General features: G+C 48.0%; 16 protein-coding genes and 1 pseudogene. 12 read left to right on the forward strand and 5 right to left on the reverse strand.

Annotation, left to right across the window (positions count from 1 at the left end; translation table 11 throughout):
* Positions 1–2: 2 nt before the first annotated feature.
* The 8 genes from KU854_RS12190 to KU854_RS12225 all read left to right on the forward strand — a co-directional run bounded on the left by KU854_RS12190 (position 3) and on the right by KU854_RS12225 (position 9,241).
* Entirely contained in the window at positions 3–1,130 is a 1,128-nt protein-coding gene (locus KU854_RS12190; protein WP_218358806.1) for a glycosyltransferase family 4 protein, read from the forward strand.
* Positions 1,114–1,710, forward strand: a complete 597-nt coding sequence (locus tag KU854_RS12195; protein WP_218358807.1) for a sugar transferase — start codon at positions 1,114–1,116, stop codon at positions 1,708–1,710. Before KU854_RS12190 ends, KU854_RS12195 begins: the two co-directional genes overlap by 17 nt.
* Positions 1,703–2,326, forward strand: coding sequence for an acetyltransferase (locus KU854_RS12200; RefSeq protein WP_218358808.1), 624 nt, complete (start codon positions 1,703–1,705; stop codon positions 2,324–2,326). The genes KU854_RS12195 and KU854_RS12200 overlap by 8 nt, the downstream gene beginning before the upstream one ends.
* 11 nt (positions 2,327–2,337) lie before the next feature.
* Positions 2,338–3,513, forward strand: a complete 1,176-nt coding sequence (locus tag KU854_RS12205) for a DegT/DnrJ/EryC1/StrS family aminotransferase (RefSeq protein WP_218358809.1) — start codon at positions 2,338–2,340, stop codon at positions 3,511–3,513.
* Between the two features lie 42 nt (positions 3,514–3,555).
* Positions 3,556–5,502, forward strand: a complete 1,947-nt coding sequence (locus KU854_RS12210) for a polysaccharide biosynthesis protein (protein WP_218358810.1) — start codon at positions 3,556–3,558, stop codon at positions 5,500–5,502.
* 216 nt (positions 5,503–5,718) lie between these two features.
* Entirely contained in the window at positions 5,719–6,468 is a 750-nt protein-coding gene (locus KU854_RS12215) for a glycosyltransferase family 25 protein (RefSeq protein WP_218358811.1), read from the forward strand.
* A gap of 72 nt (positions 6,469–6,540) precedes the next feature.
* On the forward strand, positions 6,541–7,746 hold the full coding sequence (locus KU854_RS12220) for an O-antigen ligase family protein (RefSeq protein WP_218358812.1): 1,206 nt from the start codon (positions 6,541–6,543) through the stop codon (positions 7,744–7,746).
* A 139-nt stretch (positions 7,747–7,885) separates the two neighbouring features.
* Positions 7,886–9,241, forward strand: a complete 1,356-nt coding sequence (locus KU854_RS12225; RefSeq protein WP_218358813.1) for an MBL fold metallo-hydrolase RNA specificity domain-containing protein — start codon at positions 7,886–7,888, stop codon at positions 9,239–9,241.
* Positions 9,242–9,446: 205 nt separating this feature from the next.
* Here the strand turns inward: KU854_RS12225 and KU854_RS12230 are convergent.
* The 5 genes and pseudogenes from KU854_RS12230 to KU854_RS12250 all read right to left on the reverse strand — a co-directional run.
* Positions 9,447–11,381, reverse strand: a pseudogene (locus KU854_RS12230) (YjbH domain-containing protein); the annotation flags it as partial.
* 96 nt (positions 11,382–11,477) lie between these two features.
* On the reverse strand, positions 11,478–12,716 hold the full coding sequence (locus tag KU854_RS12235; protein ID WP_218358814.1) for an O-antigen ligase family protein: 1,239 nt from the start codon (positions 12,714–12,716) through the stop codon (positions 11,478–11,480).
* Positions 12,717–13,032: 316 nt separating this feature from the next.
* A complete protein-coding gene (locus KU854_RS12240; RefSeq protein WP_218358815.1) occupies positions 13,033–13,587 on the reverse strand; it encodes a DUF6691 family protein in 555 nt (184 codons plus the stop codon).
* Positions 13,584–14,141, reverse strand: coding sequence for a YeeE/YedE thiosulfate transporter family protein (locus tag KU854_RS12245; RefSeq protein ID WP_218358816.1), 558 nt, complete (start codon positions 14,139–14,141; stop codon positions 13,584–13,586). Before KU854_RS12245 ends, KU854_RS12240 begins: the two co-directional genes overlap by 4 nt.
* Before the next feature lie 157 nt (positions 14,142–14,298).
* The gene (locus KU854_RS12250) at positions 14,299–17,388 is read right to left on the reverse strand and encodes a beta-galactosidase (protein ID WP_218358833.1); all 3,090 of its coding nucleotides are present in this window, start codon (positions 17,386–17,388) and stop codon (positions 14,299–14,301) included.
* Positions 17,389–17,727: 339 nt separating this feature from the next.
* Between KU854_RS12250 and KU854_RS12255 the strand changes: the two genes are divergently transcribed.
* From KU854_RS12255 to KU854_RS12270, 4 genes are all read left to right on the forward strand, one after another.
* Positions 17,728–19,848: an alpha-galactosidase gene (locus KU854_RS12255; RefSeq protein ID WP_218358817.1), complete on the forward strand. Its 2,121-nt coding sequence runs from the start codon at positions 17,728–17,730 to the stop codon at positions 19,846–19,848.
* Positions 19,849–20,180: 332 nt separating this feature from the next.
* On the forward strand, positions 20,181–21,548 hold the full coding sequence (gene melB / locus KU854_RS12260; protein WP_218358818.1) for a melibiose:sodium transporter MelB: 1,368 nt from the start codon (positions 20,181–20,183) through the stop codon (positions 21,546–21,548).
* Positions 21,549–21,756: 208 nt separating this feature from the next.
* A complete protein-coding gene (gene galE / locus KU854_RS12265) occupies positions 21,757–22,767 on the forward strand; it encodes a UDP-glucose 4-epimerase GalE (RefSeq protein WP_218358819.1) in 1,011 nt (336 codons plus the stop codon).
* 58 nt (positions 22,768–22,825) lie between these two features.
* The gene (locus tag KU854_RS12270) at positions 22,826–23,881 is read left to right on the forward strand and encodes a UDP-glucose--hexose-1-phosphate uridylyltransferase (protein WP_218358834.1); all 1,056 of its coding nucleotides are present in this window, start codon (positions 22,826–22,828) and stop codon (positions 23,879–23,881) included.
* Positions 23,882–23,936 lie beyond the last annotated feature (55 nt).

A 23,936-nucleotide genomic window follows, 5' to 3' on the forward strand; every position in this document is an offset into this window, starting at 1 on the left:
TTATGAAAATGCTAGTTATTTCGGCCTATCCCTCCTCTCTCGTTAACTTTAGAGGAGATATGCTTCAAGGCCTGTCGAAAAACGGTGTTAGCGTTGCAGCGTTATCGTCGGGAGCGACTGAAAAAGAAGTAGAGAACATTCTCGAGATTGCTGATGAGTATCATGACTACAAAGTAAGCAGAAATGGCATTAACCCAATCGAAGATTTTTTTGTCATCCTGCGGTTTATTCGGTTCTATCTAACATTGAAGCCAGATAGCATCCTGGCTTACACCGTCAAACCTGTTGTGTTTGGGGGTATCGCGGCCCGACTTATTGGATTTAAAAACTTCAATGCACTCATCACGGGGCTAGGCTTCGCCTTCCAAAAAGGAAGTTGGAAGAAAAACCTGCTCGTCGCGATAGTTACCTTCCTTTATCGAGTGTCGCTAAAAAACGCAAAAACGGTAACGTTTCAAAATAAAGATAACCTCAATTACTTTGTCGAGAATAACATTGTGGACAAAGAAAAATGTCACCTTGTGAGTGGCTCGGGTGTGAACTTGGATAGGTTTATTCCAAACGATATCCCAGCATCAAGTTCAAAATTTTTGCTTATTGCCCGTCTGCTTATTGATAAAGGGATCCGTGAGTACATCGAAGCTGCCGAGCTAACCCAGAAAAAATACCCTGATGCAGAGTTCCATCTAGTTGGACCAGAAGATCCATCACCAAACGGAATTAGCGAGAGAGAAGTCATGCAATGGCATGACAAAGGCACAGTGATATACCATGGTGCCACATCAGATGTTCGACCATTCATTGCAGATACAGGCGTTTTCGTGCTGCCGTCATATCACGAGGGATTACCTAGAACAGTGTTAGAAGCCATGGCAATGGCCAAGCCGATCCTTACAACCGATGTACCAGGATGTCGAGATACGGTAGAGAATGGTGTAAACGGATGGCTGGTGGAAAAAGGCAATGCTGCTGAGCTCTATGAAAAAATGTGCTGGTTCATCGAGAACGAAGAACAAAGCCAAGCCATGGGTAAAATCAGTTACGACATGGCCAAAAACAAATTTGATGTTCACAAAGTAAATGAAGCGTTATTTAAGATCTTAAAGGTGAGTGATGAAAAGGGCGTTTGACATTGTCGTATCGTTAATATGCTTAGTTGTATTTTCTCCTATTATTGCTTTAGTGGCATATAAAATTAAAAACAACCTCGGCTCACCTGTGCTATTTCGTCAACAGCGTCCAGGAAAGGATGGGAAACCGTTTTACATGGTTAAGTTCAGAACAATGAAGGACGCTGTCGACGAAAAAGGTAATACGCTACCTGATGCGGAAAGGATGACAGGCTTCGGTAACAGGTTAAGAGGATCCAGCTTAGATGAACTGCCAGAATTGTGGAATGTTCTGAAAGGAGACATGAGTCTTGTTGGGCCTCGACCTTTACTTATGCAATATCTTCCACTCTACAGTGCTGAGCAAGCTAGACGTCATGACGTACGTCCAGGCATTACTGGTTGGGCGCAAATCAATGGCCGAAATGCGATTAGCTGGGAAGACAAATTTAAACTGGATGTATGGTATGTAGAAAATCAGTCATTCCTACTCGATATCAAGATTCTCTTTAAGACCATCAAAAAAGTGTTTATTAAAGAAGGTATTACTGCCACAAATCATGTCACCACAGAACCATTCAAAGGAAATAAGCATGACTAAATGCGCAATACTTGGTGCGGGCGGCCACGGAAAAGTGGTTGCAGATATCGCGCAGAAGAATGGTTACAAGCATATAGTTTTCTTTGATGATAGGTGGCCAAGTCTAAGGGATATTGAGCATTGGTCAATCGAGGGTGATACCGAAGCTCTAAAATTATCAGTGTCGGATTTTGATGCGGTTTTTATTGGTATTGGAAATAATAAACTCAGATTATCAAAGTTTTATGAGCTTGATTCTCATGGCGCCAATTTGCCAAGTCTCATCGACCCTTCAGCTGTAGTAAGCTGCTACGCCAAAGTAGGCCAAGGAACACTTGTTAGCGCTAAGTCGGTGATAAATGCATTCGCAGTGATTGGCAAAAGTTGTATCATCAACACTGGTGCGATTATAGAGCATGATTGTTCCATCGCTGATGGTGTACACGTATGCCCGGGCGCACTTCTTGCGGGTGCGGTAAACGTAAATCAAAGAGCTTGGATTGGTATCGGTGCCCAAGTTATACAGCTAAAACAAATCGGTGCAGATGCAATAGTAGGTGCGGGTGCGACTGTGACAAAAGATGTTCTAGAGAATGTCACTGTCATTGGCACGCCAGCCCAAGTGATAAACTCCTAAGGACTCATTAAGTGTTAAATACCCAATTCTCTCCGTGGCCGTCATTCACTCAAGAAGAGGCGAATGCCGTAAGTCGTGTCATGTTGTCCAACAAAGTAAACTATTGGACAGGAACTGAATGTAGAGAGTTTGAAAAAGAGTTTGCCGCTTGGGTGGGCTGCGAGTATGCGATTGCACTTGGAAATGGCACGTTAGCACTTGATTTAGCATTGAAGGCAATTGGTGTCGGAGCCGGAGATGAAGTGATCACGACCCCCCGTACGTTCTTAGCATCTGCGTCAAGTATTGTTACTGCAGGTGCAACCCCCGTATTTGCAGATGTAGATCTCAACAGCCAGAACATTACCGCCAAATCGATTGAAGCGGTACTGACTGAAAATACAAAAGCCGTGATCGTTGTGCACCTTGCAGGCATGCCCGCTGAAATGGACGATATCATGGCACTGGCTAAAGAAAGGAACTTTTTTGTTGTTGAAGATTGCGCACAAGCTCATGGCGCTAAGTACAAAGGTAGGAGTGTAGGGAGCATCGGCCACATTGGTGCATGGTCGTTTTGTCAGGATAAAATTATGACTACCGGTGGTGAAGGTGGCATGGTAACTACAAATGACAAATCATTTTGGTCTAAAATGTGGTCATATAAAGACCACGGTAAAAGTTATGACGCTATATATAATAGACAACATCCATCAGGATTTCGTTGGGTGCACGAAAGCTTCGGTACCAACTGGCGTATGACAGAAATTCAAGGTGTGATTGGTCGAATTCAGCTTTCGCGTATGGCATTATGGACAGCGCTACGTAAAAAAAATGCCTCTGCGATTGATGAGGCGGTTGCAGATCTCTCAATCGTGCGCAAGGTCCAGGTTCCTGAATATATTGAACATGCGGAGTACAAACATTACCTTTTCATTGAGCAATCCCATCTACAATCAGGTTGGACAAGAGACAAAATTATTGATGAAATTAATGCTGAAGGCGTACCTGTATATCATGGAAGTTGCTCAGAAATTTATTTAGAAAAGGCTTTTGATGGAACAGGATTTAGGCCTGCTACGCGCCTTGAAAATGCAGTTAAACTGGGCGAAACCAGCTTGATGTTTCTTGTTCATCCTACATTGAGTGACCAAGAGGTTGAAAAAACGTGTCGTGTAATCAGAAAAGTACTAATCAAAGCCTCAAGATGATAGAGAAAATTATGCTGGTTGGCTTGTTTTAAAAGGTTAATTATGGCTTGGTTAAACGTCGTATGGGAATTATCAAGATTCAATAAACGCATTGTGAGCGTAATCAGTGACGTGTTTTTTATTACAGTTTCATTTTATGGCGCTTATTGGACACGGCTTGGAGTAGCTCCACCACTTCATATAAACTCAATACACTATGTATTGATAGCATCCACAATTATTACTGTATTGGTATTTAGGTACCTAGGACTGTATAGAGCAGTTTTACGTTATCTCACATTTCACATTCTGGCAGTGGTATGTACAGGTACTATTGTTTCGGCTTTTTCTCTCGCCGTCTTTGCGTTTTATTTCGGGGCCCCAATGCCGCGCTCTGTACCTATCATCTATGCGGCCTTTTTGTGTATTTTGTGTGGTGGAATAAGATTAAGTGTCAGGTCTTTATATAATCAATCTAGCCGTGGTTCAAAAATTCCTGTTTTGATATATGGCGCGGGATCTGCAGGAAGACAATTAGCAGTCGCTTTGCGTTCTTCTGACTCCCATAAAGTGGTTGCTTTTATCGATGAAGACCGAACATTGAAAAGTACAGTTATTCTCGGACTGAATGTGTATCTCGCAGATGCTGCTGCACTTTTAACCGAAAAACATGACGTGAAACAAATCTTATTAGCGGTTCCAAGTGCGACTCGCTCTAAAAGAAAACAGATTATTGATTCACTAGTACACCTTCCTGCAGAAGTTCTTACTGTTCCTAACATGAAGGATATTGTGGAAGGGAGAGCCAAAATTGATGAACTAAAAGATGTAGAAATTGAAGATCTTTTAGGAAGAGATCCAGTTGAGCCACAAAAAAACTTATTAGAGAAGAATATCCGCAATAAAGTAGTTATGGTTACTGGTGCTGGAGGGTCAATCGGCTCAGAGTTGTGTCGTCAAATAACAAGGTTGGGTGCTAAAAAGCTGATTCTTTTCGATGTTTCAGAGTTTGCTCTTTATAATATTGACAGGGAATTAAGAACTACAGTATCTGAGCAAGGGAGCAGGCTGGATATCATACCGCTTATCGGCTCAGTTCAAAGAATAAACCGCCTTTCAGTAATAATGAAGAACTTTGGGGTTCAGACTGTCTATCATGCAGCAGCATATAAGCATGTTCCACTTGTAGAGTTCAATGTCGTAGAGGGTGTTAGGAACAACGTATTTGGTACTTATTACTCAGCAAAAGCTGCAAAAGAGGCTGGTGTAGAGTCGTTTGTTCTAATATCAACAGATAAAGCTGTACGCCCAACAAATGTAATGGGAACAACAAAAAGGATGGCCGAGCTGGTCCTCCAGGCTATGGCTCGAGCAGAGCGACAAAAGGAATCTGCGGGTACAACGTTTTCAATGGTTCGATTCGGGAATGTGCTTGGTTCATCGGGTTCAGTTATACCGCTTTTCAAAAAGCAAATTGAAACAGGTGGTCCAGTAACCGTGACCCATCCGGATATTATCCGCTATTTTATGACAATTCCCGAGGCTGCACAGCTTGTTATCCAGGCAGGGGCAATGGCTAAGGGAGGAGATGTCTTTGTACTTGATATGGGTGAACCAGTAAAAATTGTAGACCTTGCTAAAAACCTCATCCAACTTTCTGGCTTAGAAGTCAAAAGTGAAGACAATCTAGATGGTGATATTGAGATTCACTACACGGGTCTTCGTCCTGGAGAAAAGTTATACGAAGAGCTTCTCATTGGCAGTTCGGTTGAAAGGACGGAGCATGAGCGGATAATGACAGCGAATGAGAGATATCTACCACTCCCAGATTGCTTGGCCTTATTAGATGAGTTGGATGCAGCCTGTCATAACTTTGACCATGAAGCTATTCGTAGAATTTTGCTAGAAGCACCAGCGGATTTTACACCGACGAACGATATAGGTGATTTAGTTTGGAAAGAAATGGCGAAGAGGCCTAACATCGTATCTTTAAAACGGTCGATATCATAGAATGATGGTTAGCGATGTCTCGTAAAAGCAGCTTAATGAAGCTGCTTTTTTGTTTTAACAGCAATTATTTGGTACTCATTTCAGTTCGTCATTACTAAGTGCTTTTCTGTTACGCAGCGTCAGATGAAAGAACATTGTACACATAAGTCGAAACTCTTCGCGCACCACGATGATTTGAGATACCATTTTGGCTCGTATACACAGAGAGTTTTAGTAATGGTGAGCACCAAAATTCATGTAATCAGCTTGAAGCGATCCAGGGAGCGACGAGAACTTGTCGCACGGCAAATGGAAACCAAAAAACTCGACTTTGCTTTCTTTGATGCAGTTGATGGGCATCAGGGTACACCAACACTGGCTCAAGACTATGATTACGCTAAGCGCTTGTGGTTTACCAGTGGTAAAATGCCTTCATTGGGCGAAGTTGGTTGTTACGCAAGTCATTATTATCTTTGGCTTAAGTGTATAGAGCTTGGTCATTCCATCATCGTTTGTGAGGATGATATTGAGCTCAATGAAAATGCTGCTGAAATTGTTCCACTGGCTTTAGAACAAGCCGATACGTATGGTTTCATTCGACTTGAGGCTATAGAACCGAATGGAAAGTATAAACAAGTCAATCAAATTGGTGACTACACGATAAGCTTGATGGAAGATAATTATGGCGGACTAAGAGCATATGCCATATCCCCATCAGCAGCTATGCGCTTGATAAAGCACCGCTGGTGTTTACCAGTTGATTGCTTCGTCGGTGCTAACTACATTCATGGTCAGTATTCTTACCAACTGTCACCTTGCTTAGTTGTTGACCACGGACATCATGTGTCTACTATTCAAAATGCTGATAACAACAAAACAGCAATTCATCGTAAGCCGACAAGAGAATTATACTCTCTATATAAAAAATGGATGTTAAAAAAAATGTATAATAAGAGGGTTAGAGAATTAGATTTGTCTGATTGTTGATATAATCTAGAGGTGCTGTTTCTATAAGTAATGAAATTGGTTTTCAATATCTATAATTTAAAGTATTAAAACATGATAGCTGGCTCTAATGTGATAAAAAAGGAATTTAGAAGCTTTTTGATGGTGTTGTTCTTGATATCCCCTCTAATTGCTTTGTTTGGAGTTATATTTAATTTCTCGGATACGAAATGGATTATGTCAAGGCTAATTCCATTAGTGTCTATCTATTGTGTTATTTTTCATAGGGAATCAGTTAAAGAGAACATTTCCCTAGGAGAGGTGCGGCCGCTTCTGTTAATTAGTGGCTGCATTTTTTTATATTTTAGTCTAGCTCACCTATTGCGTGGCGATAACTTTTCCCTCCCACGAACATTGTTTACCAGTGTTTTGTATGTAATTGTAGTACCATGGCGATTGATACCGAAGAGTGTCATTAAATATCTAATCGCATTTGCATCTATCACTGCGGGTTTAAATGCACTGTATGAATTTTACGTTATGGGTGTAGAGCGTCCCGGTGTGGCGGTAAATGCAATCCCTTATGCATTGTATTGCTCATTATTGTCATTGGTATGTATTGCTTTTGCTATCAAGGGGCGGCATGACTCCCTAGGTCTTTTTTTATTGATGGGATTTGTTATGTCTACTGTTGCTTTAATACTAACTGAAGTAAGGGGAGTGATATTAGCGTATCCTTTTGTAGTGACTTTTATGGTGTTGAGACTCATACCATCCTCAAAAAAAAACCATATAAAAACGACATGTATCGCGTTTGTGATAATCTTTGTTTTGGCGTCTCTTTTTCATGGCAGTATTGAAGATAGATATAACCAAACACTGATTGAACTCCGCGCTATCAACGATGGCAACCTTTCATCTAATATCGGTGTTCGTTTGAATCTCTGGCAATATGGCTTAATGGCGGCAGGTGATGACTTGGTGTTTGGGGCTGGAGATGAAAAATTACAGAAAGTAATTCAATCTATACCTAATCCTGGGGCAGTATTTCAGCCACATTTACACAATCAGTTTATCGATGCATATGCTAGGTATGGACTGATTGGTATGCTGCTCATTTTATCTTGGTTGATAACTGCGTTGCTGAGACTCAATGAACACAATAAGTTGGCATTTGATTCCGATCCACTTGTTGTTGCTATTGTCGTAATGGTTGGTTTAGCAGGGCTAACTGATGTTCCATTTCATCATACGCATGTTGTATATTTCTTCATCATATTGATTTCAATCCTAAAAATATTTGAATCGATAAGAGAGTAAGTGGCGAGAAGAGTATGTAAGCATGTGTGGTTCCGTTTTTATGTATTCTGAGTTGCTTTGATTTTTATACTCACTAAAAAAGTTTGTTATATCGAAGGCAGCAAATTGCTGAACCCTCATAGCTAAGATAGGGTACAGAATGGTCATTTTTCACCATGGCGCAAAAAACGGTGTGACCGGTTCATGCCATGAGCTTGCGACAGAGCAAGGCAAACTGTTGATTGATTGCGGCCTGTTTCAGGGGAGCGAGGTGCGCCCGCTGGACATAGAGTTTGATGTGCATGATGTCGATGCTTTGCTTATCACTCACGCCCATATTGATCACATCGGTCGACTTCCATGGCTACTCGCTGCCGGTTTTAACTCCCCCATTTTCTGCACGTTAGCAACGGCTAACCTCTTGCCACTCATGCTGGATGATGCGTTGCGCTTGCAACTGGGTATGGCACGGAAAGGGCGGGAGAAAATACTAAAACTCATCAGAACGTTAACGGTACCACTGCATTACGGCACTTGGCACACTGTTAATGGTGCAAGTGATCCAGTCGCGGATATCCGTTTTCAGCCTGCCGGTCATATTCTCGGCTCTGCTTATATCGAGGTTCGATTACCTTCTGAAGAAATCATTGTTTTCTCCGGTGACCTCGGCCCATCTAATACGCCATTACTTCCCGATCCTAAGCCTCCTGCCCGCGCAGATATCCTTGTTATAGAAAGTACCTATGGTGATGGAGTTCATGAGTCCGTCGCTCAAAGGGGAGACAGGTTAAAAGCGCTTATCACCCGCTCACTTGTAAATGGCGGCGTGATCCTAATTCCTGCATTCAGCGTGGGAAGAACGCAAGAGTTACTGTTTGATCTGGAAACGATTATCGCCACCCAGTTAGATGATTTTGAAAAGCGCGAGTGGTCAAAAATCCCAGTTATTCTTGATTCGCCCATGGCCGCCAAAGTGACAGAGCAATACCGGACATTCAAAGCCCTTTGGGGAGAGGAAGCAAAGGAAAAGCTGGATTCAGGACGACATCCGCTGGCATTTGAACAGTGCATTGTCATTAATTCACATACCGAACATCAGGCGCTGATAAACCGGTTGAAGCAAACTGGCGAGCCAGCCATCGTCGTCGCAGCCAGTGGCATGTGTAACGGCGGGCGCATGCTCAACTACCTGGAAGCGCTTCTTCCGGATCCCAGAACAGATGTCATTCTGGCGGGCTATCAGGCTGATGGAACCTTGGGGCGGGAGATACAAAGCGGTGCCCGAGCAGTGACGATCAGTGACAACACCATCGAAGTAAATGCACATATCCACTCAATGTCAGGCTATTCAGCCCATGCAGATCAGCGCGATTTACTCCAATTTATCTCGGGCATCGGAGAAACACCAAAACAAGTCCGCATCGTCCACGGCGATACCCAAGCACAAGAAGCGTTCGCAAAAGAGATAGAAGCGCGCGGTTTGGCTGAAAGGGTAGTGATAGGGCACGAGACCTGAGACTAGAGACTAGAGACCTGAGACCTGAGACCTGAGACCTGAGACTAGAGACCTGAGACTAGAGACCTGAGACCAAAGACCAAAGACCAAAGACCTGAGACCAGAGGCTGGAAATCCGGGACCAAACCCCAAGCTTTTATCTCTTCTCTCTTCTCTCTTCTCTCTTATCTTTTATCTCTAATCTCCAATCTCCCATCTCCAACTCTTACCTATTCGTAAACTCCGAACGCGGATAACGCGCATCGGTCATACTGTACAGGCTGTATTTCCGTGCCAGCATTTGACCACCATCGCGTGAAAGTGGTGTCCATCCGACCATTGCCCGGTTGGCACTTGGCTTAATGGTGAAGATGTCAAACGGGATAGAAATATAGAACCCTTTGTTGAAACTGCCTTCACCGAATTCTTCGGCTGAAAGGTTTGTTTTCGCAAGATAGGCACCGGCAATCACACCACTGTCGAACTGCTTAGATACATCCAGTGTGACACCTTTATCCTCTGCCAGATATTGGCCAACACTTGCTTTAATCAACAAATCGTCGAACCAGCTCCATTCAGGACGGTAATAGGTGGTGAAGTGGCCAGTTGGCGTGCCGGTTTGAACGCGGTAGTAACGATCGGTTGTCGGGTCGAAATGGCGCTCTTCAGTGAAAATACCAAACTGGTTGTTGGGATCTCGCTGGGCAACATAGTTCACATCCAGGCCGAAAGCCCAGTTGCTGCTCAGTGGTCGATAGAGAATCTCGCCCCCTACACCGGCAAACATGGTTTCCAAATAGCCGCCATAGGCCTGAACATAGATATCATCGCCCCACTTATCAAACGCGGTCAGCTGAAGGTTGCTCATACGAACGCGGTTATCAGAGATATATTGGCGAACCAGAGTTCTTACACGTTTTAGATCAGTACCATCCGGTGGAACGTCGTAGAGGAATTTATCGTAGTTGTCGTAAAGGTTGACGTAAATATTGCCGCCCAGTTCGATGTGGTCGTTGAACCACAGGCTGGCACCGCCAGCCACACCGATATTAAACAGGTAAAAATCTTCAGAGCCGCCAATAGACTGCTGCAGGTTCGGTGCAAAGCTGAATGACCATGGATCATTGTTGTCAACTTGCAACATCTCACGAGGCGTCACCGGATCAACAACACTGGTCGCATCGTTAACGCCTGCGCCAAGGTACTCCTGGTTCGCTACGCGGCGATACGCCTTTGCATCAACCACGGTTTGAGTGGTCGGTTGGTTGGCGCTTTGCTCGATCAAATTGAATGCTATCGCGGTTGTGCCGGTATTTGCCAGCACCATCGCTGCTTTCTCATGCGCCGTTTCACGCTTGCGGTATTTCGACTGGTTGGCAACCACGGTAACGCTGTCGTCATTCGCGTAAATTTTTGCGCTACTGTAGCCAGCAATACGCTCAAGATCCGCAGCCACGCTGTCCCACTCAATCTCCTCTGCAGGTTTGTCTGGGGTAGATTGATACGCAGGGGTAGGGGTATCCAGCCAATTTTGCGAAAGGGTATTGAAGTTGGTTTTCAGGGTGAAGCCTAAGGTCCAGGTATTACCACGCTCGAAGCTGGCGCGAATATCCCCCCAATTACCAAACTGGTAGATGGCACCATAGTTGAATTTAGAATCCTGCACCATATCCGGCGCAAAATCCGAGCGGTAGTTGTTGCTGTCATACTCAACTTTAAACCGCAGCGGTTCCCAAGGCGTTTGGTATTCCACACCGCCGAAAACTGACATACAACCGGTAAACCAGCGGCTGTAGTCAAAGCTGCCGCCTTTTCCCGTATAAGAAGTATCACGGCCACAGTCGAGATCCGTGCTGTTGTTCCCGCGCAGGTTGGCACTGTTGCCGATGTAACCCCAGCCAACACCCAACGTCAGGTCGAGAGGGCCAACATGCTTGCTGGCGGCAATATATTCACCGTCAAACAGACCTGTTCCGCCCAAATCGCGAAGGCCAACCGATGTCTCCGGTAACCAATAGCTTTCTTCCCAAAGGCGCAGTTTTACATCGATGCCTTTGTCGGTGTAGTAAGTGTCACCACTGAAGTTTTCATCACCACTGTAGAGCCGCTCAGGCACCTGGGTATAGCGGATAGTCGCTTCCAGCCAAGGCATCAACTGTAAAAAAACAAAAAACGAGAGGGAAATGCGCCGGGAGATCAATGGGATATGGAGGAAAAACAACAGGTGAGGGAATCTCACCTGCTAAGATGATGGTTGTTACACGCCGTTCTTACTGATTTCGAGGTTATTTTCGGGTTCTGCCAATACCAATATCATCGTCATCAGTAATGTATACAAATAGACAAGATGGGTATGGTGAAACGGCACGTCTGTTAAACCCGCTAACAAAACCATCAGGACAAGACTGCTCACAAGAGGCGTCAATGCTAACTGGGCCTTGTTTAAGGATGAGATACGAAGCAATGGCGACAAAATCCACGCAAGTAGTAATGCTAATCCAACTAAACCACTTCGGGCTAAGGTATCCAAAAATTGGTTGTGCGTATGTGGCTGCAAAGCTGCGGATGGGTTTGGTAGTTTCGCTATTGTTTCTCTTAGTGCAAGGTCTCCATAACCAAAAATGGCATGACTTTCTGAGGCGGAAAGGGCGGTTTTCCATAAATCCAACCTGACACCAATTGAATTGTTTTTGTTACCAGATGATGTGCTCTGTAACTCTTTTACTGTCTGTTGCAGGCGGCTATCAATTGTGTCCTTGAATCCCCAATACCCCCCAACAGACAAAGCACCCACAATCATCAACGTTAAGCTGTAGTAACGTTTGGATGCAGGAAGAAGCCTTACTGTCAGATAAAAAATGACGGCGGGTAAGAATAACAACACGCCTCGAACACCTGTCATCATAAGTGCTGCGGTCGAGAAAACGACACCAATTCCGGCAATGCTCCTGATGGCTAAGCTTTGAGCAATTAATAAGTAATACAGTGAGATGATACAGAGCATAGCGCAGTAAAGCGCGTAAGGGATTGGGTTTGTTGCAATACCAACACGGGAAAGACCCATTACAAAATATTCATACCCCGCATTGAGACCACAAAAAACTGCGGCGAATAACAAGATATATGTCATCAGTGTTGATGGTACTTGCCGCCAGGGTACAAGTAGTATGTAAAACAAACAGGTAAACAAGGTGCGGGAAAAGCCGAACTCATCACCACGCAGCACGTGAGTAATAGAAAAATAAAGCGCTACAACCAGACTGGAAGTCATCAGTGGCTTTAGCGAAGGTGTATGCCAATTGGTCTTCATCGCCCCTTTGTAACGGAAAATACAATAAATGCATACTAGTGGAATAAGGCGTGAAAGTGTCCATTTTGTATCAACAAAGTTGAATATAGAAAACAGCATCACTATCAATGGACTGAGCAGGAAAAGTGACTCAGCAAATTTTTTTACTGTACGATTTGGAGCAGGGAGGGGTTGAGCTACGGTCATAAGTACAACGTTAAACAGGGCCTTGCGTTGCCAGATAGGCAACTGAGGCAATGAAGCGGATACGTCAGTAATCTACTGCGCCTTTAAATTTTTCCTTGATGATTTTGTTACTTACACTCAGCACTCCGCTGAAGTGTGTCGAAATAGTACGGTATAGCACCGCTTTGAATTCAAAAAACTGCCGGAATGTATCACAAAACAGTGTGGTTGAATAATGCTTTAAAGGCTGAGAGTTAAAGCCATGGCCTTTGCCATGTGGCACTTCGCAATACAAACCAAAGCAAAACTTAAAACGGTTTGTGTGTACTAAGAATCTCTACTCCACCTTCCCCGGCAACAACAACGCGATACCGATAAACACTGCGGAAATAGCGCCTGCGACGAGCAGGGAGTGGGACTCAAAAACCGAAGGATTTTTGCCGTTTTGGGTGTCGGCAAGAGTGGTTGCACCACCGAGCGGTTCAAACAGGATGGTGTCTGAGAGCGGCTCATAGGCATACATAAATGCCAGTGCGCCCAGCAATCCTCCGAGTACAAAGACCAATGCCTTTTTGCTCAGCTCGCCCAACGCGGTGATCGCAGTACCGAGGCAGAAGCCCGCAATTCCCCATCCAAGGCCAAAGATAGCGCCCCCGACCAACACGCCGAGATACATGCTTTTGATGCTGAAATGGCTGGTGTTGAACAATCCCAGACTCAAAAGGATGAAAAGAACCAAGCTGCTGCCGCCGATCCCAAGCAGGATTTTTTTCATCAGCACGAATTCTTCCAGTTGCAGCATCTTCCTGACCGAGCCACTTCTTGTGACGCCATTTTTCTGCAGCACAAAACCGAACAAGGTACCAAGCACTATGGCGAGGAGGATAGTCACAGGCTGCCTCCCCGTTTTTTCAAAAAGATAGCGGTAGGGACAGCGACAGCGAAAACGGCGATGGCAAAGGCATACCCGCTGACAGAGGTTTGCATCATGCCGCTCATCATGTGCCCACTGGTGCACCCGCCTGCCATACGGGCGCCAAATAACACCAGAAAACCGCCGATAAATAGTTTGAGGTATTCGCCCATGCTGGTGGATTGGTAGGTGGTGATTTGGCTTTCTGTACGCGATGACCACTTTCCGAGGGCGCCGCCCAATATCATTGAAAGCACAAAGACAAAGGCGTAATTGAGCGGGTGTTCGACGCTTTCTGCATATTTGCCGCCACTTTTGTTCAGGTAGGCGTTATTGCTTTCAAAACCAGATTTGTTGGTAGCGCTTTCGTGGGTGAGATCCGTTGCGCTATCTAACACAATACCGTCGAATATGACGAATTGGGTCGACACACCAATAGGCTGAACCAAGATAGCTGAGAGCAGGAAAATGGCAGCTAAAGCAATACCGCCCTGAAACCAACCCCATTCTCTTTGCTTGAGAAAGCTGTCCATACGTCAATCCATTAATTAGGATGTACTAATGTGTTTTTAGTGTGCTCCTGCCTTATCGTCAATTTTTGCCATGAAAGAGGTGATGCGCAATCAATCTGATTTCAAAAAACTCGCCCCTCAGAGTGAGGGGCGATAAGAGGGAAATCGCGAGATAGGATCAGCGGCGGTTTAGCGCGATCTGATAACGGTAGTGTTTATCGTTTAGCTGAAACTCGCGGTGTACACTTGGGCTCCATGAATCATCGCCACCCACACCCATATGGCGGTGATCAATGTTCAGGTAGACGCAGTCTTGCGGGTCCAGCTCGTTGGTATGTTTAGCCTGCGTCAGTTGCATTGCGTCATATTGGCTGACATTGAACTGGAAGTCGCCTGACACATTCATTTCACCAACCTGGAGCCATCGCGTTCCACAACGAAGCCCACAGTCGGTCGGGAAGATATACGGTGTGTGCATGGCTGAAAGTGGCGCGGTGTAGTGACCGAAACGTGCTGCTGCCAGGCGATCCGGATAGTTTTCAAATGGCCCCAATCCTTTCCAGCAAACGGCGTCTGCTGCGCTGCTATGCGGTAGCGTCATACTCAGGCCGACACGTGGCATCGGCGGCAGGAAGTCGGCCAGTTTCACGTCAACATCTACCGTGACTTGTCCTGAGCCATTGATTGTGTAGTGCCAGCACGTGAGTGCAGCAATGCTTCCCTGGAAGTGATAAGCAAACGAAGCGGTTATCTGCACACAACGTGCCCCTTGCTCCGCATGAAACTGAACACATTCGCGCTCCCAGCGGCCAATGCCAGCCGCATCCCAGCGGCATGCCCAGGCATTGGGATCAACATTGTCCACTTCGCTCACACCAATGTCGTTGTCTAGCGGCGCACGGTAGAAGTTGTCTGTGGGGCCTTCTTTGATTACTGCTGAACCGTTTGCCGTCCAGGCTGTCATCAAGCCGCTTTGGCGGTTCCACGTCCACTGTTGCGCCCCATCTGCCGTGATGACCTGAACGGACTCCCCTTCCTGTAACAGGGTTGGGGCTATTGTTGTCTCTTTGCCAGGTAACATCAGGCTTGAAGTGTTAGTAAGCGCAAACTGCTCGGTGGCAAGCACATGACCTGCCGGTGCCCAAGGCGTCTCCTTTGCCAGCACGATATCGGTATTGAGGTGATATTGCGCGTCGGCTTTTGGCGTGTAGGCCAGAGGGAGCACAATAGTGTCACTTTGCTCAGCGCCAATGTTTAGCACTGTTTCGCCACAGGCAATGGCCTTACCGTTTTCGAGCAATTGCCAAGTCAGCATCTCGTTATCTGTGGCGCGGAACAGGTTTTCATTGGTCACGCGCAGCGATACGCCGTCATTGCCTTGTTCAATGAGTTCAACGGTGATCATGCGCTGGCAGAATTTCGCTTCTTCCACGGTTGGATGGGCACTGCGATCCGGGAACATCAGACCGTTGATGCAAAACTGGCGGTCATTGATGGTATCGCCAAAGTCGCCGCCATACGCCCAGAAATGGGTGCCGCTCTCATCCCACTGGCTAAGTCCCTGATCAACCCAGTCCCAGATAAAGCCACCTTGCAGGCGAGGGAACTCACGGAACGCTTCCCAATAGTCACTGAAACTGCCGAGGCTATTACCCATGGCGTGGGCGTATTCGCAAAGGATAAGCGGACGCTGTTCATTCGGCAGGGAAATCCACTTTTTCAGTGGCCACTTCGGCACGGCGTCATCTTCGATTGTGCTGTTCACACGGGCGTACATCGGCACAATGATGTCAGTCGCGGAAGTGTTGGCGCCGCCGCCTTCGTATTGCACCGGGCGGGAAGGGTCGAACTGTTTCGACCAGCCATACATGGCGCTGTGGTTGCTGCCATGCCCGGATTCATTGCCCAGGGACCAAATAATGATGCTGGGGTGGTTTTTATCGCGCAGCACCATTTGGGTGTAGCGGCTCATGTAAGCGTGTGCCCACATCGGGTCGGCCGACAAGCGGTTCATCGGCTGCATGCCGTGAGTTTCGATGTTGGCTTCGTCGCAGACATAGAGGCCATATTCATCACAAAGCTCATACCAGCGCGGGTGGTTCGGGTAATGGGCCGTGCGCACGGCATTAAAGTTGTTTTGCTTAAGCAGGCAAATGTCGCGCACCATGTCGTCTTCGGTCATCACATGACCCAACTCAGGGTGGTGCTCGTGGCGGTTTACACCGCGGATCAGCAGCGCTTTACCGTTTAATTTAAGTTGGCCGTCTGTGATTTCGACTTTACGGAAACCCACCGCATAGCTTTCGCTTTCCACATGCTGGCCGTTTTCATCCAGCAGCGACACCACCAAGCGGTAAAGGTGAGGCTGCTCAGCACTCCATTTTTTCGGTGCGTCGATGTGAAGGGTCTGGAATACGACATCGTCATAGCTGCCGCGCTCGTCAATGCGGCGGTTATGTGTACCGGCAGTCACCGGATCTGAGACTGACAGTTCTCCGTCAAACAACTGGATTTGCACCTGGTAGCTTTGTGGCGCATCAATATGGGTGACCACAGAAAGTGAGCCATCGCGGTAGCAGGGATCCAGATCCGGTGTGACAAACACGTCCTGAATGCAATGCTTGGGTTTTGCCAGCAGAGTGACATCACGGAAGATGCCACTTAACCACCACATGTCCTGATCTTCCAGATAGCTGCCATCACACCAGCGCATGACCATTACAGCCAGGCTGTTGGTGCCTGAAACTAGATAAGGTGAGAGATCGAACTCTGCAGGCAGGCGGCTGTCTTGCGAATAGCCAACCCAGTGGCCGTTACACCAAAGGTGAAACGCAGAGTTCACGCCATCAAAGATAATACGCTGGGTTTCAGCAAGCTCTTGCTCTGAAAGGGTAAAGCTTGTGCGGTAACAACCGGTCGGGTTGTCTTTTGGCACAAACGGCGGATTGACCTCAAACGGGTATTTCACGTTGGCATAAATCGGCTTGTCATAACCGTGCATTTGCCAGTTAGCCGGAACAGGAATGCGTGACCAATGGCTGTCATCAAAGGCCGGCGCGATAAAATCACCGTCTACGTTTTCCGGGGCATCAAATAGCTGGAAAGCCCACTCACCATTAAGTGAACGTCGGTTAGGAGCATTCTTTTGCAGTGCATCAGCAGGAGTGCGGTAGCTGGCAAGAGGGCTGTGTGCCTTCAGGCAATGGATATTGACCGACTGTGGGTTCTCCCAGTCGCGTCGCTGCAGGATTTCAGAAAAAGTGGTCATGGTCTTCCTGTCGAATTTGTTCTGTGGCCATACCGCAAGGGGCGTTTTTGTCATCGGACACGCCCGTTGTCGGCGCTCATGGCTGCATTCTAGATTTGTGCTGTAAACGTTTACAATAATGCATCATGAAAAATGTGCGCCAGCTTTTATTTAGAAAGCGGCTGGGGGGGTAGGAGATAAGGTGAATTCCGGTGTGTTCATGGATGTCAGCCATCTGGCAAATAAACGTGCATATAAGACTAATTTGTGTAAACGTTTCCAGTTTGTGCTGAGGTTCACGGAAGATCTTGTGGAATCGCCTATTATTCGGCGAGAAGTAAAATGCCGTGAGATAACGAGATGAACACAAAAACGGTCCTGGAATTAAATGGTACAGACAGCCAATTGGTGCTGGCGTGTGGTGACTCCGCTGAAATCCTTCATTGGGGAAAGCCGGTAGCAGGGGATAAAACCCAGGCTGTGTTGGCGCTCCGTCGTCCCGTTCCTTATGGGCGTCTGGACAACGATGTCGCCATGACACTCAGCCCTGAGCTGGGTCGCGGTGTGTTCAGCAGCCCCGGTATTGAAGGTCATCGTGACGGTTTGGACTGGGCACCGGTGTTTACACTCAATCACGTTGAACAACATGATGATACCTTGTCGCTGGAAAGCGCAGATGAAGGTGCGGGTTTGACGCTGTTGACCGAGTTATCGCTCGACAAGCACGATGTACTCAAAGTGCGTCATACCCTGACCAACAACAAACCTAGCAATTATCAGGTGAACCGACTAGCCAACACTTTGCCGCTGCCTGCGCGGGCAGGGGAGCTGATGACCTATCATGGGCGTTGGGTACATGAATTCCAGACTGTGCGTCAGCCTTTGCTGCAAGGCGGTTATCAGCAGGAAAACCGCCGCGGCCGCACATCCCACGAGCATTACCCGGCGCTTGTCGCCGGTACTCCGCATTTTGATGAAATGCACGGAGAAGTGTGGGGATTTCATTTTGCCTGGAGCGGTAACCACCGCCTTCGCGTGGATGTGAAAACCGACGGCCGACGTATTATGCAGGCTGAAGAAATCTACCTGCCGGGTGAAATCGCGCTCGCGGAAGGCGAAAGCTTGACCACGCCTTGGCTGTATGCCAGCTACAGCGCCAACGGCCTCAATGGCATGAGCCATCACTTTCATGACCATGTCCGGGCAACCATATTGCCAGCCGACTTTGCGCAAAAACCAAGACCTATTCATCTCAATACCTGGGAAGGTATCTACTTCGACCACAATCCGGGTTACATCATGGAGATGGCAACACAGTCTGCGGCGATGGGCGTTGAGCGTTTTATCATTGATGACGGTTGGTTCCGCGGTCGCAATGGAGATAAAGCCGCCCTTGGTGACTGGTTCCTTGATGAAGGGAAATACCCCGACGGCCTGAAACCGGTTATCGACAATGTGAACCGGTTGGGCATGGAGTTCGGGCTCTGGTTTGAGCCTGAAATGATCAACAAAGACAGTGATCTTTACCGTGAGCATCCTGAGTGGTTGCTGGCAGTTGATGGGTACGAGCAGCCTACCGGACGCAACCAGTACGTGATTGATCTGCAAAATGACGAAGCCTTTGCGTTCCTGTTCTCTCGCCTCGATCATTTCCTGAGCACTTACAACATCGCCTATATCAAGTGGGACATGAACCGGGAGATCGTTCAGCCTGGCCATTTAGGTAAAGCTGCAGGCCACAATCAGACAGAGCGCTACTATGCGTTGGTCGACAAAGTGCGAGCAGCCCATCCTAATGTGGAAATCGAGTCCTGCGCAGCAGGCGGTGGCCGCATCGATTTTGAAGTGCTGAAACGCACCCACAGGTTCTGGACATCGGACAACAACGACGCGCTTGAGCGCCAGCATATCCAGCGTGGCATGAGCTACTTCTTCCCGCCGGAAGTGATGGGAAGCCACATTGGTGCGGCGCACTGCCACAGCACCCGTCGCCGCCACAGCATTGCATTCCGCGGCTTAACTGCGCTGTTTGGCCATATGGGGATTGAGCTGGATCCGGTCAAGGAATCGCAGGAGGAAAAGCAGGGTTTCGAGCGCTACATTGCCCTGCACAAATCACTGCGTCCACTGCTGCACAGCGGCAAAACCTGGCGCGTTCCGACAGATGATGCGGCGCATCAGATACTGGCCGTCGTGGCGGAAGATAAATCGGAAGCTGTGGTGCAAATCGCCCAGCTTGCCATGCCGACCAATGCACTGAGCGGTCATGTGCGCATTCCGGGGCTTTCACCGGACGCCCTTTACCGGGTCGAATTGATAGACGCACCGGAGAACTTTAACGACATCGTCAACTGCCAGCCTGCCTGGACACAAGAGGGCTGTGAGCTTTCCGGCGAGTGGTGTTCTACGGTTGGTCTTACTATGCCAATACTGGATGCCGAAACCGCAGTGTTGATCGCGCTGAAGCGTATCGACGCATAACAATACATCACACCTGTAAGTCAAATCCGTCTGGTGAAAGCCCGGCGGATTTTTTTTATCTCATTCATCCTGCGAGTGTAATCGTTAACCCAACATTTCGGGCATCTAAAGGAGAGGTGTGTCCAGGTATTCCGCCTGTTCTGCTAGCTGCACCACCTCAACTAATGCGCAAGTCACACTTTGGTAAATTGGTTGTGTAAACGTTTCCATTGGAGATCTTCGATCACAGAACTGTCAGCGACTCAAAGGTAGGATTCGTCTCAGAATTACGACGAAAACTCTGCAGTATGGCGCCCGGCAATTACGCTGGGACGGTCATCGAGGATAATAAGATGTCTGATAAAATTACCCTACAAACCAAGCTTTCCTACGGTTTGGGTGCACTTGGCAAAGACTTCGCCTGTGCCCCGATTTATATCTTCCTGATGTTCTATTTTACGGATGTTGCGGGTCTTTCCGCCGCATTTGTCGGTACCATTTTCCTGGCAGCCCGTGTCATTGATGCCATCACCGACCCTATGATGGGCGTGATTGTCGACAATACCCGCTCCAAGTTCGGCAAATTCCGTCCATGGATTGTCATCGGCACCTTGCTGAACGCCATTGTGCTGGTAGGTCTGTTCAGTACCCATATGTTTGAAGGCACTGCGCTTTATATCTATGCCGCAGCAGCTTACATCCTCTGGGGTCTGACCTATACCATTATGGACATCCCTTACTGGTCGATGATCCCTGCGCTGTCGAGCTCGCGCCAGGAACGTGAAAAGCTGGTGGTTTGGCCGCGTCTGTTTGCGAGCCTCGCATGGTTTGTCACCGGTACCTACGGCCTGCACATCGTTGGCAAGCTGGGTAACGGCGATCAGGGTGAGGGCTTCTTCAACGTTGCCATGCTGATTGCTGTGCTGTTTGTGATGAGTGCTTTCCTGATTGCCCGCAACGTGAAAGAGAAAAGCACGCCAGCTAAAACCATAGAGAAGTTCAGCTTCAAGGATGTGCTGCAAATCATTGGCAAAAACGACCAGCTGAAAGCGCTGATCGGCACCGTACTTATGTTCCAGATTGCAAACCTGCTGGTGGGTGGCTTTGCGATCTACTACTTCACCTACGCGCTTGGCAATGCAGAACTGTTCCCTGTTTACATGATGGTGGCGGGCATTGCGGAAGTGGCGGGTGTGTTCCTGTTCCCACGCCTTGCGACCATGTTGCCGCGCAAGTACCTGTGGTTTATTGCCAGTGGTTTCCCGATTGTTTCGTGTGTGGTTCTGGTGGTCATGAGCGTGTTTGCGCCGGGCAGTGCACTGCTGATTGGTTTGGCAGGTGCGGCTATCAAGTTTGGTGTGGGCGTGGCGAATGCGCTGCAAACCGTGATGCTGGCTGACGTAGTGGATTATGGTGAGCACAAAACCGGCCGCCGCAGCGAAAGCGTTATCTTTTCGGTACAGACCATGCTGGTGAAGTTTGCCGGTGCGGCAGGTGGCTTTATCGTGGGTATTGGCCTGTCTGTGGTGGGTTATGTGCCAAACGCGGTGCAGTCTGAAGCAACCATCTTTGGCCTGCAGTTTATGATGGTCGGTCTGCCAGCCATCCTGATGCTTGCCAGTGCCCTTATCTACAAAGGCTACTACCGCCTGCATGACGGATTCGTGGCCGACGACATGGCGCAAGAACCCCACAAGGCCGCAGCAGTGACGGCTAACTGATTGACCTGAAAAACGGTATGGGTGGCACTAGCTGGATGCCGCTCACACTTCTAGACTTTTAACTTCTGAATTGAATCAATAAACTGCACGGTGTCTGGTTGGCTCAAACAACTTAGGATATAGTTGTGTAAACGTTTACACTTCTGTGTGGAACAACAATTAAGGGCGTCAGCGTCAGAAAATGCAAAACGCCCAAGGAGACGAAATCGTGAAAGTTCTGGTAACAGGTGGAATGGGATACATCGGCAGTCATACCTGCGTTCAGTTGATGGAAGCAGGCATGACGCCGGTGATCGTGGATAACCTTTGCAATGCCAAAGACGAAGTACTGAACCGTATTGCTGCGTTAACCGGTCAGGCTCCTGCATTCCATCAGGGTGATATCCGTGATGAAGCATTCCTGGACAGCGTATTCGCCCAACACGAGATTGATGCCGTTATCCATTTTGCTGGTCTGAAAGCGGTGGGTGAGTCTGTGGCAAAACCGCTTGAATACTATGACAACAACGTCAATGGTTCTCTGGTACTGGCGCGTTCAATGCGCAAAGCCGGTGTGAAGAGCATTGTATTCAGCTCGTCTGCAACTGTGTATGGCGACCCTGCCATTGTGCCAATCACTGAAGATTCTCCAACCGGTGCAACCACTAACCCGTACGGCACCAGCAAGCACATGGTAGAGCAGTGCTACAGCGATTTGTTTGCGGCGGAATCCGACTGGAGCATTACGCTGCTGCGCTACTTCAACCCAGTGGGCGCACATCCATCTGGCACCATGGGCGAGGACCCTCAGGGCATTCCAAATAACTTGATGCCGTTTATCGCGCAGGTCGCCGTCGGTCGCCGTGAAAAGCTGTCTGTGTTTGGTGATGACTACGACACCATCGATGGCACCGGTGTACGCGATTACATCCACGTGATGGACCTGGCTGATGGTCACCTGGCAGCACTGAAAGCGGTCGGTAAAAAGTCTGGCCTTCACATCTTCAACCTGGGTACCGGTAAGGGCTCCAGCGTGCTGGAAATGGTGAATGCCTTTGGCGAAGCCTGCGGTAAACAAGTGCCGTATGAAATTTGTCCACGTCGCCCGGGCGACATTGCCGCTTGCTGGGCAAGTACAGATAAAGCTGAGAGAGAACTGGGCTGGAAAGCGACCCGTACCATTGCACAAATGACGCAAGATACCTGGCGCTGGCAATCCAACAATCCTCAGGGCTATTGATAAATAATCCGGCGCATTGCGCGCCGGATCCTTCAAAGTTCGTGTTGAGAAACCAATGATGTCAAACCTTGAATTTAATCCTGTCGATCACCCTCACCGTCGTTATAACCCATTAACCGGACAATGGATTCTGGTTTCCCCACACCGCGCCAAACGCCCTTGGAGCGGTCAGGATGAAAAGCCTTCGACAGAAGCGCTGCCAATCTATGACGGCAACTGCTTTTTATGTCCGACCAATACACGTATTTCCGGAGATGTGAACCCGGATTATCAAGGTACGTATGTCTTCACCAATGACTTTGCCGCACTGATGACGGACACGCCGGATGCACCTGCTTCTGACAACCCGTTGTTTAAGGCGCAAAGTGCCCGTGGACTGAGCCGCGTCATTTGTTTCTCACCCGATCACAGCAAGACCCTGCCAGAGCTTTCCCTGCCTCAAATCCGTGGCGTGATTGATACCTGGGATGCACAGATTGAAGAGCTGGGTAAAGAGTATGTGTGGGTTCAGGCCTTTGAAAATAAGGGCGAGACCATGGGCTGCTCCCAACCTCACCCACACGGCCAAATCTGGGCAAACAGCTTTTTGCCAAATGAGATTGAACGCAAAGAGAAAAACCTCAAAGCGTATTACGACGAGCACGGCCGCAACCTGCTGGTGGACTATGTAGACGCAGAGTTGAAAGACGGTGACCGCATTGTGGTGGAAACCGAGCACTGGGTCGCCGTTGTGCCTTATTGGGCGGCGTGGCCGTTCGAAACCATGCTGCTGCCGAAAACCCATATCCGCCGCATGAATGAACTGACGGATGCGCAACGTGACGATCTGGCGCTGGCAATCAAAAAGCTGACCAGTCGTTACGACAACCTGTTCCAATGTTCTTTCCCATACTCCATGGGCTGGCATTATGCGCCATTCTTTGAAGAGGGCACGGACATTGAACACTGGCAATTGCACGCCCTGTTCTACCCACCTCTGCTTCGCAGCGCGTCAGTGCGTAAATTTATGGTCGGTTATGAAATGCTGGCAGAAAGCCAACGCGACCTGACAGCTGAACAGGCGGCACAACGTCTGCGCGACCTCAGCGACGTTCACTACAAAGAACAACAATAACAAACATACGCCGCGGGCAAGGCTGCCCGCGCCTCAGGTATTACGTTTTAGAGAG

Origin of the sequence: Enterovibrio paralichthyis, assembly GCF_019209835.1 — a bacterium.
GTDB classification, from domain to species: Bacteria; Pseudomonadota; Gammaproteobacteria; order Enterobacterales; family Vibrionaceae; genus Enterovibrio; species Enterovibrio paralichthyis.

Bases quoted from the DNA above. Each gene is read 5' to 3' on its own strand.
- KU854_RS12270 (WP_218358834.1), top strand. From the start codon at position 22,826: ATGTCAAACCTTGAATTTAATCCTGTCGATCACCCTCACCGTCGTTAT.
- KU854_RS12190 (WP_218358806.1), top strand. From the start codon at position 3: ATGAAAATGCTAGTTATTTCGGCCTATCCCTCCTCTCTCGTTAACTTT.
- KU854_RS12210 (WP_218358810.1), top strand. From the start codon at position 3,556: ATGGCTTGGTTAAACGTCGTATGGGAATTATCAAGATTCAATAAACGC.
- KU854_RS12195 (WP_218358807.1), top strand. From the start codon at position 1,114: ATGAAAAGGGCGTTTGACATTGTCGTATCGTTAATATGCTTAGTTGTA.
- KU854_RS12200 (WP_218358808.1), top strand. From the start codon at position 1,703: ATGACTAAATGCGCAATACTTGGTGCGGGCGGCCACGGAAAAGTGGTT.
- KU854_RS12215 (WP_218358811.1), top strand. From the start codon at position 5,719: ATGGTGAGCACCAAAATTCATGTAATCAGCTTGAAGCGATCCAGGGAG.
- KU854_RS12220 (WP_218358812.1), top strand. From the start codon at position 6,541: ATGATAGCTGGCTCTAATGTGATAAAAAAGGAATTTAGAAGCTTTTTG.
- KU854_RS12235 (WP_218358814.1), bottom strand. From the start codon at position 12,716: ATGACCGTAGCTCAACCCCTCCCTGCTCCAAATCGTACAGTAAAAAAA.
- KU854_RS12255 (WP_218358817.1), top strand. From the start codon at position 17,728: ATGAACACAAAAACGGTCCTGGAATTAAATGGTACAGACAGCCAATTG.
- KU854_RS12225 (WP_218358813.1), top strand. From the start codon at position 7,886: ATGGTCATTTTTCACCATGGCGCAAAAAACGGTGTGACCGGTTCATGC.
- melB (WP_218358818.1), top strand. From the start codon at position 20,181: ATGTCTGATAAAATTACCCTACAAACCAAGCTTTCCTACGGTTTGGGT.
- KU854_RS12245 (WP_218358816.1), bottom strand. From the start codon at position 14,141: ATGGACAGCTTTCTCAAGCAAAGAGAATGGGGTTGGTTTCAGGGCGGT.
- KU854_RS12250 (WP_218358833.1), bottom strand. From the start codon at position 17,388: ATGACCACTTTTTCTGAAATCCTGCAGCGACGCGACTGGGAGAACCCA.